At 44.9% G+C, this 13,931-nt stretch carries 13 protein-coding genes; 7 read left to right on the forward strand and 6 right to left on the reverse strand.

What is annotated here, in order from left to right; translation table 11 throughout:
• Positions 1–5: 5 nt before the first annotated feature.
• From hemE to hemA, 4 genes are read right to left on the reverse strand one after another with little or no spacing between them, the layout of a single operon-like run.
• The gene (hemE, locus tag COR50_RS11210) at positions 6–1,040 is read right to left on the reverse strand and encodes a uroporphyrinogen decarboxylase (RefSeq protein ID WP_098194066.1); all 1,035 of its coding nucleotides are present in this window, start codon (positions 1,038–1,040) and stop codon (positions 6–8) included.
• Positions 1,037–1,765: a uroporphyrinogen-III synthase gene (locus COR50_RS11215; RefSeq protein WP_098194067.1), complete on the reverse strand. Its 729-nt coding sequence runs from the start codon at positions 1,763–1,765 to the stop codon at positions 1,037–1,039. Before COR50_RS11215 ends, hemE begins: the two co-directional genes overlap by 4 nt.
• A complete protein-coding gene (gene hemC, locus COR50_RS11220) occupies positions 1,755–2,675 on the reverse strand; it encodes a hydroxymethylbilane synthase (RefSeq protein ID WP_098194068.1) in 921 nt (306 codons plus the stop codon). Before hemC ends, COR50_RS11215 begins: the two co-directional genes overlap by 11 nt.
• A 3-nt stretch (positions 2,676–2,678) precedes the next feature.
• Positions 2,679–4,001: a glutamyl-tRNA reductase gene (gene hemA, locus COR50_RS11225; protein ID WP_098194069.1), complete on the reverse strand. Its 1,323-nt coding sequence runs from the start codon at positions 3,999–4,001 to the stop codon at positions 2,679–2,681.
• Between the two features lie 154 nt (positions 4,002–4,155).
• Here hemA and hemH point away from each other — a divergent pair, with 154 nt between their 5' ends.
• The 6 genes from hemH (at position 4,156) to COR50_RS11255 (ending at position 10,825) form a co-directional block, all read left to right on the forward strand.
• A complete protein-coding gene (gene hemH / locus COR50_RS11230; RefSeq protein WP_098194070.1) occupies positions 4,156–5,184 on the forward strand; it encodes a ferrochelatase in 1,029 nt (342 codons plus the stop codon).
• A 141-nt stretch (positions 5,185–5,325) separates the two neighbouring features.
• Positions 5,326–6,459 carry a Re/Si-specific NAD(P)(+) transhydrogenase subunit alpha gene (locus COR50_RS11235; protein WP_098194071.1) on the forward strand — a complete coding sequence of 378 codons (1,134 nt, stop codon included), beginning with the start codon at positions 5,326–5,328 and terminating at the stop codon, positions 6,457–6,459.
• A gap of 27 nt (positions 6,460–6,486) precedes the next feature.
• Complete coding sequence (locus COR50_RS11240; protein WP_098194072.1) at positions 6,487–6,801, forward strand: NAD(P) transhydrogenase subunit alpha; 315 nt, start codon at positions 6,487–6,489, stop codon at positions 6,799–6,801.
• A gap of 33 nt (positions 6,802–6,834) precedes the next feature.
• Positions 6,835–8,238, forward strand: a complete 1,404-nt coding sequence (locus COR50_RS11245; RefSeq protein ID WP_098194073.1) for an NAD(P)(+) transhydrogenase (Re/Si-specific) subunit beta — start codon at positions 6,835–6,837, stop codon at positions 8,236–8,238.
• A 44-nt stretch (positions 8,239–8,282) separates the two neighbouring features.
• A complete protein-coding gene (locus tag COR50_RS11250) occupies positions 8,283–9,677 on the forward strand; it encodes a methyltransferase RsmF C-terminal domain-like protein (protein WP_098194074.1) in 1,395 nt (464 codons plus the stop codon).
• Positions 9,678–9,802: 125 nt separating this feature from the next.
• Positions 9,803–10,825, forward strand: coding sequence for a LysM peptidoglycan-binding domain-containing protein (locus COR50_RS11255; RefSeq protein WP_098194075.1), 1,023 nt, complete (start codon positions 9,803–9,805; stop codon positions 10,823–10,825).
• 181 nt (positions 10,826–11,006) lie between these two features.
• Here COR50_RS11255 and fmt read toward each other — a convergent pair whose 3' ends face one another.
• The gene (gene fmt, locus COR50_RS11260) at positions 11,007–11,939 is read right to left on the reverse strand and encodes a methionyl-tRNA formyltransferase (RefSeq protein ID WP_232516149.1); all 933 of its coding nucleotides are present in this window, start codon (positions 11,937–11,939) and stop codon (positions 11,007–11,009) included.
• Positions 11,940–11,943: 4 nt separating this feature from the next.
• Positions 11,944–13,110 carry an exo-beta-N-acetylmuramidase NamZ family protein gene (locus COR50_RS11265; RefSeq protein ID WP_198405632.1) on the reverse strand — a complete coding sequence of 389 codons (1,167 nt, stop codon included), beginning with the start codon at positions 13,108–13,110 and terminating at the stop codon, positions 11,944–11,946.
• 309 nt (positions 13,111–13,419) lie between these two features.
• Between COR50_RS11265 and COR50_RS11270 the strand changes: the two genes are divergently transcribed.
• Positions 13,420–13,848, forward strand: a complete 429-nt coding sequence (locus COR50_RS11270) for an FKBP-type peptidyl-prolyl cis-trans isomerase (protein WP_098194077.1) — start codon at positions 13,420–13,422, stop codon at positions 13,846–13,848.
• Positions 13,849–13,931 lie beyond the last annotated feature (83 nt).

Here is a 13,931-nt window from a genome sequence, read left to right on the forward strand (position 1 = left end):
TAAAATTATTTAGCAGAATATTCTTTTACAGTTTCGATAAATGCTTTCGCGTGATCAACCGGAACGTTTGGTAATATACCATGTCCCAAGTTAGCGATATACCGTTGTGTACCGAAAGCATCGATCATTTCTTTTACCGCGGATTGAATTACCGGGATGGGCGATAATAATTTAGCCGGATCAAAATTGCCTTGCAAGGTGATTTGATCTCCTGCAAATTGCCTTGCTAATGCCGGTGGGCAGCACCAGTCCAAACCCAGTCCATTCGCACCTGTAGCAGCCATTTCAGGCAATGCAAACCAGGCGCCTTTGGCAAATACGATGACAGGCGCATCTTCTTTCAAAGCTTTTACAATTTGCTCTATATATGGTAAAGAATATGTTTTGAAATCAGCAGGACTCAGTAACCCTCCCCATGAATCAAATACCTGGACACAGTCAGCCCCCGCTTTTACCTGGGCTTTCAGGTAGGCGATCGTGGTATCGGTAATCATTTGCAATAATTGATGCGCTACTTCCGGTTGCTGAAAACAGAAAGCCTTGGCGCCATCAAATGTTTTGGAACCTTTACCTTGAACCATGTAACATAACAATGTCCAAGGGGCGCCAGCGAAACCTATCAAGGGAACGCGGCCATTCAAGGCTTGCTTGGTCATTGCCAGGGCATCGAAAACGTATTGCAGGTGTTCGTGCACATCAGGGACATGCAACCTTCCGAGATCCTCCACGGTTTTGATAGGATTGGGTAGGAGCGGGCCAACTTTTTCGACCAATTGTACTTCCATACCCATCGCTTGCGGTACCACGAGGATATCGGAGAAGATAATAGCAGCATCTACACCTACCTGATCTACCGGCATTACGGTTATCTCCGTGGCTAATTCCGGGGTTTGACAACGTTCGAAGAATGAATATTTATCGCGCAGTTTAATATAATCGGGTAAAAAACGACCCGCTTGACGCATCATCCATACAGGTACACGTTCCGTTTGTTCGCCGCGTAACGCTTTCAGTAATAAATCATTTTTAAGTGCAGTCATGCCTTGCTATGTTGTTTTAAATAATTTGAAACTGTTGATAACATGTTTTCCGGTGAAGGTTCCACCGCGGTAATCACCGTGTTGTTTGTATGTGAGCCGATGGCCGAAGCCGTAGTCGGACCAATGGCTACGCATACCGTGTGCGCAGCTAAAGTATTCATACTAAAGAAACTCCTGATACCGCTGGGACTGAAAAACAGGACGGCATCATAATGCCGGGTATCCACCTGTTTCGGAATGGCGTTATTCGTATAAACGATCCATTCTTCTAGGTTGATACCATGTGCTTTCAAGATGCTGGGTAGTTCATCCCTCCGTTGGTTGCCGCAGAAGAATACGATTTCTTTAGCTATATTTTCACGGACGATCATCTCCGCCAGTTGTTTCCCATCGGGCGCTGTTTGCATCACTTTTGAACCGGGGAATAATTGTTGCACCGATTTCAAAGTACCTGCTTGCAGGCAGTAGATATTCCAGTTAGGGGAATAACCATTCTTTTCCAAGTAATATGTATGCAATGGTTTTACGGCGTTGGCGCTTGTAAATACCACGTTGGCATTTGTATTGACTAATGTTGATATCCGCTCTTCCAGGCTTTTACTGATGACCGGTTGGATATCCAGCACGGGAATTTCGTTGATCGATAAACCCAATTGCCTTGCCGTTTCCAATTGATTCGGAAGTAATGCCTTGGTGCTGAGTATATGGAAAGGATTATTGTGCATTTTTTATGGCTGCAATGATGGCATCGCCACCTTGTGCTAAAATTTCTTGGGCCGCTTCTATCCCGACTGCCGGGGCATCTGTTAACGGGACAACTTTTTCGATGCCGAAAAATTCGGTTCCATCGAGGCTGCAAAGGCTTCCCTCGAAATGGATGCTTTCACCGTCCATCGTTGCATAAGCGCTGATCGGCGTGGTACATCCGCCCATGAGTGTACGTAGAAAGTCACGTTCGATCCTCGTGCAGAGAGCGGTAGCCAGGTGGTTCAAAGGGGCAATTGCCTGTTTAATGGCATCGTCATGATCTTTACATACTACCATGATAGCTCCTTGTGCCGGGGCGGGTAACATCCAATCCAGTTCGATACTGGTAGCTGGTCTTACACCGATTCGTTCCAGCCCGGCCGTAGCAAAAATAGCGGCGTCCCAATTTTCATTGGCCAGTTTTTGCAGGCGGGTATTTACATTGCCGCGCAGATTGTGCATCTGATGCTGCGGGTACCGGCGAAGCCATTGCGCTTTCCGGCGGATGCTGCTCGTCGCAATGTTTGCCGTATAATGGGGATCGCATAAAAAATCCATGCTATCCTTGTATACAAGTAAGTCTTTTACTGGTCCCCTTTCCAGTACGGCGGCTTGAATAATACCGTTAGGCAGTTGTGTCGGAACATCCTTCATGGAGTGTACGGCCACATCGATTTTATCATTGAGCAGCGCTATATCCAGGCTTTTGGTGAAGATTCCTTGCACCCCGATTTCATACAGCGGGGTTACGAGGTCGATGTCACCATCGCTTTTGATCGTAACCAGTTCAACGGCATGCCCTTGTTGTTCGAGCAAGTTCTTAACAGTATTAGCCTGCCAGAGTGCAAGTTGACTTTCCCTGGTGCCTATGCGGATAATTTTCTGCATGATTTATTCTTGATTAACGCCAGTCTCAAATATATCGTTGATCATGGAGATGTAGAGGTCGCTTTTATCTGCCTCTTTCCTCACTTTTCCTGCCATCAGGTTAATCATTTTTTGGATGATCCTGGATGACACGGCTTCGAGGTCTTCGAATTGATAATTCGCTCCATTTTTCTGTTGTAAAATTTCCCGGTGGTGGATCTCCGTGAGTTTATCTTTTACGGCTTTCAGTACCACGGCATGTTTGCGCATCTTGAACCAGTACAGGAATTCCTGCATATGTTCCTCGATCAAGCAAAGGGCTTTCGGTACTTCCTGCATCCTTCTTTCGAGGGTTTCGTCCTGCACCTTGGATAATTCATCCACGTTCACGACATCGATATGAGGGAGTTCCCTGACATCCGGGGCCACGTTGAACGGGATGGAGAGGTCAACGATTAGCTTGGGGCTGGCATTTGTTAATTGTGCCTTATGTATAGTTGGATGCGGTGCATTTGTTGCAACCAATACGATATCCGCATCTTGAATGGATTCCGCTAAATTCTCGATGGGTGCGCATCTTAAACCGTTGCAGGCAGCGAAATCTTCGGCCACGGTAGCAGTACGGTTAATCAGCGTGATATCTTTTGTACCGAGGTATTGCATCATGTTTTTGCAGGTATTGCGGCCAATTTTGCCGACACCTACCAAGACGATTTTTTTGCCGGTAATATCGGGCACTTTATTTTCCAACAAACGAACTGCTGCAAAAGCTACGGAAACGGTACCCGAGCTGAGGGCCGTTTCATTTTTTATCAACTTTGATACTTGCAATACGCTATTGACCAAGCGCTCCATGAAAGTTCCGACGCAGCCATGCTGTTTTGAAAATTTCGCGGCATTCTTGATTTGTCCGACGATTTCATAATCCCCTAAAATCTGGGAATCCAAACCGGAACCAACATGATAAAGGTGCTTTACAGCTTCCTCACCGGATTTGGCGTAGGCTAATTGTTGGAACTGCGAAATGTTGCCAATAGTATGTTGATCGATCAATTTAAAAAACTGATCGGCATTGTCGGCAAAACCATAAATTTCTGTCCTGTTACAGGTAGAAAGGATAAACAAATCATCTAACCCTGATTGCTTAGCATCTTGCAAGATCTGTTGATATTGATCCTGGTTAATTGCAAACGCTCCCCTGGTAGTTGCATCTGTTTTCTTATAGTTGATTCCAACAATATGAAAATTCGATATGTTCTTAGGCTGGTTGACCTGCATGATTGTTAATAAGCTTCCGGGTGCAAAAATACTTGGATAGCGGCCAATCCCGTGGCTGTAGGCTGTCATTAGTGTGTCATTTCTACCTGTGGTAAAAAAGGGGATCGAAAAATGATATTAATCAGTTTCGCTGGAATTGTGTACAATTCATCATTTCAACAATTATATGACATTTGGGGGGCAAAATTGCGCTTAAATTTGCAACAAATTTCAATGTTAATTAATGGAAGCTAAAGAAGGTATAGGCGTCGTATTGATGAACTTAGGATCCCCTGATTCAACTTCGGTACCGGATGTCAAAAAGTATTTAAACGAGTTTTTGATGGATGGTCGTGTCATTGACTATCCTTATTTGTTTAGGAAGGTATTAGTTGAATGGATGATAGTCCCCAAGAGGGCGCCCAACTCCGCCGAGGCTTACAAGTCGATCTGGTGGCCGGAAGGTTCGCCGTTGATGGTACTGACGGAACAGCTACAACGGGCGGTCCAAGATAAAATCAATATCCCGGTAGAGATCGCGATGCGGTACGGTAGCCCTTCCCCGGAAATGGCTTTCGATAACTTGCTAGAAAAAGTACCCAATCTCAAGGAAGTGATCCTGCTGCCGTTATATCCACACTACGCGATGTCGAGCTACGAGACCGCCGTGGAATACGCGAAATATTGGCATAAGAAAAAGAAATACGATTTTAAACTCAATATCATACAGCCCTACTACCGCGATCCCGCTTATATCAAGGCCTTAGCGGCCAGCATGCGTCCTTACCTTGAAAGCGATTACGATTACTTGTTATTCAGCTATCACGGTGTTCCGGTGAGGCATATAAAAAAGGGTGATGTAACGCATCATCATTGCATGGAGGTGAGCGATTGTTGCCATGTAGAATCCGTGGCCCATACGCAATGTTACAAGCACCAGGTTACCGTCACATCCGAGTTGGTAGCAAAAGAGCTGGGCATCCCCACGGGGAAATGGGGCATGTCTTTCCAATCCAGGTTAGGCAAAGATGAATGGGTGAAGCCTTATACGGCAGAACAGTTTGAAAGATTGCCGCAGCAAGGTGTGAAAAAATTATTAGTTGCCTGCCCGGCCTTCGTATCCGATTGCCTGGAAACTTTAGAAGAAATAGCGGTAGAAGGTAAACATACTTTCATGGAAAACGGTGGTGAATCATTCACCATGATCCCGTGCATGAACGTGCAGGAAGATTGGGTGAATACGGCAGCGCAATATTGCCGCGAAAGGATGTAAAAATTTCTTCCGCGAATTTATTTGAACCGGGTTCAAAATATTTGAATGCCAAACTGGTAGAGTGTTTCAACTACTTGTGAAAAAGTAGCTGTTCGCGCTACCAGTTTTTTTATTTATATTCAAATTATAAAACTCCACCAAATGATCTTAGGCGTACTCAAAGAAGCATCTACGGAAAACAGGGTCTCATTGGTGCCGGCTATCGTTCAGCAATTGGTTCAATCGAAGGTTACAGTATGGGTGGAAAAAGGCGCCGGGAGCAATGCCTGGTTGCCGGATGAAGCGTACGAGCAGGCGGGTGCCGTCATCCAAAATCGAGAAACGATCTTGCAACAAGCCACGGTATTACTATGCATTCAACCACTGTCTGAACAAGAATCCGGTAATTTAAATCCTTCCACGGTATTGTTGGGTGTTTATCAACCCTTGTTTCAAACCGCGAAAATGAAACAATGGGCCCAAAGGCAGCTCACCGTTTTTAGCCTGGATAATATCCCGCGGACTACACGCGCGCAAAGTATGGATGTACTTAGCTCCCAGGCCAATATTGCCGGTTATAAAGCGATATTACTTGCGGCCAATAGTTATAGCCGGTATTTCCCGATGTTTATGACCGCCGCGGGAAGTATTGCCCCGGCAAAAGTCTTGATACTAGGAGCTGGTGTTGCCGGTTTGCAAGCCATCGCCACGGCCCGCAGGTTAGGTGCGGTAGTTGAAGTATTTGATACCCGCCCGGCCGTAAAAGAAGAGGTGATGAGCTTAGGTGCAAAATTTGTAGATGTTGAAGGCGCGGCAGATGCTTCATCGGCAGGTGGTTACGCCGTGGAACAAACGGCTGATTACCAGGCCAAGCAAGCCGCGGCGATCGGGGAAGCTGCGAAAAAAGCTGATATCATTATTACGACGGCCCAGATCCCGGGCAAGAAAGCGCCTATCCTCATTACAAGGGAAATGATGGACATGATGAAGCCGGGTTCGCTCATCGTCGATATAGCTGCTGCAACCGGTGGAAATACAGATATATCTAAAGATCAACAAACGGTCACATATAAAGGCGTTACCGTGATAGGTGACAGTAATCTGCCCTCCAAGATGCCCGCTGATGCCAGTAAGCTATACGCTAAAAATGTACTGAATTTCTTGCAACTAATCATTGATAAGGAAGGACAACTTTCCCTCAACTTTGAAGATGATATCGTCCAGGGAGCCTGCATTGCGAAAGGTGGACAGATCGTAAATGAGCGCCTGCTACAAGCAATTACGGCAGCAGTCTAAATTCTTTCCCCTCTTAAAATATTTCAAATGGATACAGCCTTAGCATTTTTAAACACGCATATGGAGATGGTGTATATCGTGATCCTTTCCATATTCCTCGGTGTAGAAGTGATTTCGCGCGTGCCAAGCGTTTTGCATACGCCGCTTATGAGTGGCGCCAACGCAATACATGGCGTAGTGATCATCGGTGCCATCATCGTGATGGGGGAAGCAGATCCGGAAAACTACCTGGCACTCATCCTGGGATTTTTAGCCGTTATCTTGGGGACGCTCAACGTGGTTGGCGGTTTCGTGGTAACAGATCGTATGCTGGAGATGTTTAAACAGAAGAAAAAACAATAGTTACAACCAAGCTTCTTGCCTTAATTTATGTTTATGTTAGACAGTCTTTTACCCATCATTTACCTGGTTGCCTCGGTATCTTTCATCATAGGATTAAAAATGTTAAGCGCTCCCGCCACGGCTAGGAGAGGGAACTTAGTGGCAGCGGCAGGTATGGCCCTAGCGATATTCGGAACTATTTTCCTGTATAAAAAAAATGGCGAACATCTGCATAACTACCCCTGGATCTTCGCTGGCTTACTAGTAGGTGGCATCATCGGTGTCGTGGTGGCCCGGAAGGTTAAGATGACGGCTATGCCGGAGATGGTGAGCATGTTTAACGGTATGGGCGGCGCCTGTGCCGCGCTCATTTCCATGATTGAATTTAATTACTTGCAATCCTCGGGACAGGAAGCCCCGTTGGGATTGTTGCTGGTGATCGTGCTGGGCTTGATTATCGGGAGCGTTTCCTTCGCGGGAAGCGTGATTGCCTGGGGGAAATTGAATGGTAGTATCAAGGACAAAGCATTTGCAGGGCAACATATTGTAAACATTTTATTGCTCATCGTATTATTGGTACTGGGAGTAATCGCGGTGGGCGGTTTTGCGGGCAATTGGCAACAGGAAGTATTTTATATCATCATAGCATTATCATTGCTTTACGGGGTAATGTTCGTATTGCCGATAGGTGGTGCAGATATGCCGGTGGTGATTTCTTTATTGAACTCTTTTACCGGTGTGGCGGCAGCTTGCGGCGGATTCTTATATAACAACCCGGTGATGTTGACCGGTGGTATCCTCGTCGGCTCTGCCGGAACTATTTTAACGATCCTGATGTGTAAAGCGATGAACCGCTCGTTGAAAAATGTGTTGATCGGTTCCTTCGGTGGAAATAAATCAGCCGGAGGACAACATGCCAGCGGTGGTACTTACAAGGAAATATCAGTTTCAGATACAGCGGTATTGTTAGCCTATGCGCAAAAAGTGATGATCGTACCGGGTTATGGCTTGGCCGTGGCACAGGCACAACATGCTTGCCATGAATTGGAGAAGCTATTGGAAGAACGCGGCGTGAATGTTTTATACGCGATACACCCGGTAGCGGGGAGAATGCCGGGTCATATGAACGTACTATTGGCCGAAGCCGATGTGCCGTATGATAAATTATTGGAGATGGAGCAAGCGAATGATGAATTTAGTACTACGGATGCCGTGCTGGTTCTAGGAGCGAATGACGTGGTAAACCCCGCAGCAAAAACTGATACCTCCAGCCCGATATACGGTATGCCTATTCTCGACGTTGAAAAAGCAAAAGCTGTAATCGTTAACAAGAGAAGTATGAAGCCGGGCTATGCCGGTATTGAGAACGAATTATTTTTCCAGCCTAAAACATCCATGTTGTTCGGTGATGCGAAGCAGGTATTACAACAATTGATCACCGAAATCAAGCAAGTCTAAATAGGTTCTCCACGAATTTTGTAATTTGCCGTAAATTTTGATGTGTGGCAGTACTTCCCAGTGAATTATTACAAAGTTTAGAGGGCCTTCCCGGTTATGATGCAAGCGCTTTTATCGCGGCGCATGATAGCGAAGACCGTATTACTTCTACCAGGATTAACCCGTTTAAATTTGCTTCTGAAGCTGCACAAACACAACTTTTGAAGCATTTTGAACCCGCCGAATTTTCGGCTGTCCCTTGGTGCGATACCGGTTTTTACCTTTCCGAAAGACCTTCATTTACTTTCGATCCCCTTTTTCATGCAGGCGCTTATTATGTGCAGGAAGCTTCTTCCATGTTTTTACAGCAGGTGTTCAAACAGGCTGTAAACGGTGAACGATCTTTGAAGGTGTTGGATCTTTGTGCCGCGCCAGGCGGTAAATCCACCTTGTTACAATCTTGCCTGGATAATGATAGCTTGCTTGTTGCCAACGAAGTAATCAAATCGAGGGCGGCACTTTTGGCAGACAATTTGACGAAATGGGGAACGGCCAACACGGTAGTCTCCAATAATGATCCCAGGGATTTTAATAAGCTGGCAGGATTTTTTGATGTGATGCTAGTGGATGCTCCTTGTAGCGGTTCCGGTTTATTCCGCCGCGATCCCGGCGCGATAGATGAATGGAGCCCGGAAAATGTGACATTGTGTAGCCAGCGGCAACAGCGCATTTTGGCCGATGCCTTACCTGCATTAAAAGAAGATGGCATTTTGATTTATGCCACCTGTTCTTATTCTGCGGAAGAAGATGAAGCAATTTTAGATTGGTTAATGGAGCACGGCGCTTTTGAAAGTATCGGGATCGCGCTAGAACCCGATTGGAACATCGTTGAAAGTAAAAGTGCTAAACACGGTGTAAACGGTTACCGTTTTTACCCGGGAAAAGTGCAAGGGGAGGGCTTGTTCATGGCTTGCTTGCGGAAGAAGGAAGGAGAACATTTTTACCAAAAACAGAAGCAAGGAGCTAGTTTAATTTCGAAACAAGATAGCTTGAGGATGGAAAAATGGTTGCAGCCGGAACATGGAATGGCTTTTGTACAATATAAAGATGATGTAATAATTTTTCCACATAATTTGCTCAACGAGTTCAGCATTTTACAGAAAAATTTATATTTGAAAAAGGCAGGAATCAACGCGGGGCAGCTAACTGCCAAAGAATTGATCCCTTCCCATGCGTTGGCTTTGTCGAATTGTATTGCCAGGGATTTACCTGCCATCGATCTTTCGAAAGAAGAGGCGCTCAAATATTTAAGAAGGGATGATTTGATGGTAAATGTTGACCGGAAAGGTTGGAACCTGATGAGATATGAACAGATGAATTTGGGTTGGGCTAAAATCCTTCCCAACAGGATGAATAATTATTACCCGAAGGAATTGAGGATTCTCAAGGAAATTCAATAAGCGGTCATAAGAATATCAAAAATACTATGCAACAACAATTGTGAAAAGTTGACGTTTGTTAAATTAGAAGCACTTTTCACCAATTACGCCTATATTCGTTCTCTTAAAGTAGTAAAGTAGAAATTATGTTGAAACCATTAATGTTTGTTGTAATGTTTTCTTTCGCAACCACCGCTTTGAGCGCGCAAGACAGGATCTTGGCACAGGGTAGTGGCGCAGAACTGCACATCGTGCACACGGTTGAGAAGGGAGAAAATTTTTATAGCATTGGTCGTACTTACGGGGTTTCGCCTAAAGATATCGCGGCAATGAATAAATTGAATATGGATAATGGCCTGAACCTCGGCCAAGTAATCAATATTCCTTTGAATAACAGTAATTTTGTGCAGTCTGCTAAAACGAATACCGATAACGGGTTTACCCCGGTTTATCACCTCGTGGCAGATAAAGAAACACTGTATCGCATCAGTATCAATAATCGCAAAGTCCCGATCGAAAATATCCGTACTTGGAATAATTTGAGCGGCGATGCCGTGCAAGCTGATAGTTATTTAATTGTAGGTTGGTTGAAAAAGAAAGGCGCTACTGCCAGTACCATGGCAACAAGTACGCCGGCGCCTGCACCTGCAAAACAGGAAACTGCTCCCGCTCCGCCGCCGCAAGTCCAGGAAGTCGCCAAAACAGCGCAACAGGCCGAAGAGACTGCTAATGCTACTCTGGCTGTAAATAATTCAACACCGCCACCAGTGGAAAATGCCGTTAAGGTTGTGAAGGAAGAGCCTGCTAAAGCGGCTGCCAGCACTGCTTCTATGAATGTACCGGATGTGGAAGGTTTCGAGCAATTGTATATGCAGCAAACTTCTTCAGGGAAAGATGCCGTGAGCGAGAAAGGACCCGGCGCCTGGTTCAGAAGCAACGCGGTTGCCAACTCCGGAAAATACTACGCCTTACATAATTCGGCGCCGAGGGGTACCATCGTGAAAGTTACGAATCCTTTAAACGGCAAGTTTATTTATGCGAAAGTGTTGGACGCGATCCCGCAGTTGAAGCAGAATGCTAACCTGATCATCAAATTGAGTGATGGGGCGATGGCTGCATTGGGTACAAATGAAACCCGATTCTATTGCGAACTGTCGTATGAGCAATAGTCTACGGTTATTCATTACATAAAATGATGTGGCAAGGTTGATGTTTGAATTTTGATATGTCAATATAAGTTCGGCTGAGCCGTAATACATAAAAATTAAATTGAATTGTGATTATCGAAAAGGTTGCAAGAATAGCGGTATTCTTTGCAACCTTTTCTAATTAATCAAACTAGATGGATGTTTATATCAATTTCACCCCCCGCAAAAAACTCTCGATATCCATCCGCTTTTTTCCTTCCATCTGAACGTCCAGTAACTTCAAATATCCATCTGTCGCCGCTATTTTCAAGAAAGTTTTACCATCGGTGAAGAAATGTCCCGCTGCGATATTGGTATTTGCATACTCTTTTTCAGCACGGAATATTTTGATGCTTTTATCGTTTAAAAAAGTCCATGCAGTAGGATATGGGCTCAAGCCGCGAACCAGGTTGTAAACTTTATCTATCGGTTGATTCCAATCAATCTTACCATCTTCTTTAAAGATCTTCGGGGCATGTTTTAAATCACCGGGATCTAAATGTGCCTGTTCCTGTTCCTTGATATCTCCTGCAACTAAACCCTCTAATGTTTTGACCAATAATTTGGCACCACGGTACATCAGGTCTTCATAAACTTGGCCCGCCGTTGCATTTTCATCGATGCGGGTTTTGTCTTGCAACAAAATATTCCCCGTATCGATCGCGTGTTGCAATTTGAAGGTGGTGACGCCTGTTTCTTTTTCACCGTTGATTACCGCCCAATTGATCGGTGCGGCGCCCCTGTAATTCGGTAATAAGGAGCCATGCACATTAATCGTTCCCATCGGCGGCATATTCCAAACAACTTCCGGCAACATCCTGAAGGCCACTACCACTTGTATGTCTGCCTTCAATGCGGCTAATGATTCTAGGAAAGCCGGATCTTTTAATTTTAGAGGTTGCAAAAGATGTAATCCTTTTTCAACGGCATAAGTTTTCACGGCACTTTCTTGTAGCTTCAAGCCTCTGCCGGCTGGTTTGTCCGGCGCGGTGACAACACCTACAACCTGGCAGCCTTCTTGTACCAAGGCATCGAGCGATGCTACGGCAAAATCTGGCGTACCCATGAAAACGATCTTCAAATCTTTTAATTCCATCTTTTTACTCGTTATATAATAAATATTTAGCCCTGATCTTTTTGAAGGTCTTCAAACCGGGTTCCCAGCTTTTGCGGATCGCATCTTCTGTTAATCCCTTTTTGATTTGTTCTTGCAAGGTGCTGTTACCCGCTAACTTGTTAAAGAAATTATTGAAAAAATGTTCCTTACCAGGGAATAGTTTATAAGCATTGAGCAACCAACGGAGCTGCAATTTACCATTTACTTCCTTTCTAACCGCTTCCGGTGTGCCGCTGAGATTATACCCGTAGCAAGTTTGTCCATTCAGTACGGGGTTTTTTGCTCCCGGAACACTACGTGGTGTAAATGAGAAAAGGTTCCTTGGAAAATCCGGGTGACCGTAAACCTGGAATGGCAAATCCGTTCCCCGGCCGAGGCTCACGGCTGTACCTTCGAAAAAGCAAAGGGATGCATACAAGTAAATTGATGCCATATTGGGCAAATTAGGGGAGGGCTTCACGGGAAGTTGATACATCGTGTGATGATCGTAATTTTCGCAAGTAATTACTTTTAAATCGCAATGCAAGCCGCCAGTCAACCACGATTCACCATTCAGCATCCCGGCATATTCGCCCACCGTCATACCATGTAAAATCGGGATGCTCTGCATCCCTACGAATGAACGGAACGCTTTATCTAATATTGGCCCGTCAACGATATGCCCGTTTGGGTTGGGGCGATCGAGCACGATTAAAGGTTTTTTATACGTCGCGGCGGATTCCATCAACTCCTGCAAACTAGAAATGTAAGTATAAAAACGCGCACCTACATCCTGGATATCAAATATCAATATATCGACATCGGCCAGGTCATTTGCATCTGCCTTGCGGTGTTTGCCGTAAAGGCTCACGATCGGCAGGCCCGTTGCTGCATCGCGGCTATTGCCTATTTTCTCTCCCGCATCTGCATCACCACGGAAGCCGTGTTCGGGGCTGAATATCTTTTGGATCTTAATGCCGCGGCTCAGTAAGCTGTCTACCAAGTGGGTACTACCGATGGTTGCCGTTTGGTTGACCAACAGCGCCACCCGCTTATTTTTGAGCATGGGCAAGTAAGCTTCCATACGTGCGGCGCCTACCCGTACCGTATTTTGCGCCCCGGCAGGCAAAAGGAAGCAGCAGCAAAGAATGGAGAGGAATAAGTTTCTCATATGAGCAAAATTGATTGATCCTTGTAAAAGTAATGGCATTCTCCAGTAATATAAAATCATTTGTCTATATAAATCTAATAATCAAATTGTAAATATGTTTAATGCTTAATGGTGGTAGGGGTGTTAAGGACAATTATGATCATTGTTATAACCATAAAAGATCATTCCAAATTAGGAGTACAGTGAATGTTTACGCGGCTGAAACCGCTATATTTCCGCCCCTGTATTATTCCCAATTTTAACCTTGGGGATTCGACCGACCAATATTTTTTCCTTACCTTGCATATTATTTACTATTAAATTTTAATTATGCAAGCAGTAAAAAGCGGGGATACCGTTCGTGTTCATTATCACGGTCGCTTAACCAACGGCACTACATTTGATTCTTCAGAAGGTAGACAGCCACTTGAATTTAAAGTGGGTGCTGGCATGGTTATCAAGGGTTTTGACAACGGTGTGTTGGAAATGAAAGTGGGTGACAAGAAAACTGTTAACATTCCTGTTGGAGAAGCGTACGGTCCTAAAAACGAGGAAATGGTCATGGATTTCCCGAAAAGTAACTTGCCTGCTGACCTGAATCCCGAAGTAGGTATGGAATTGCAAATGAGCAATCCACAAGGACAAGTATTCCCTGTAAAAGTGGTAGGCGTAAGCGACGAATTTATCACTTTGGATGCTAACCATCCATTAGCAGGTGAAGATTTGGTTTTCGATATTGAATTAGTTGAAATCGTATAATCTTCGTAAAAACAATATTTTAAAGACCGGGTGTATCATGCATGCGGTCTTTTTTTTAGGTTTGATCTTATAAGTTTTGCCTC

Source organism: Chitinophaga caeni (genome assembly GCF_002557795.1).
Taxonomy (GTDB): domain Bacteria; phylum Bacteroidota; class Bacteroidia; order Chitinophagales; family Chitinophagaceae; genus Chitinophaga; species Chitinophaga caeni.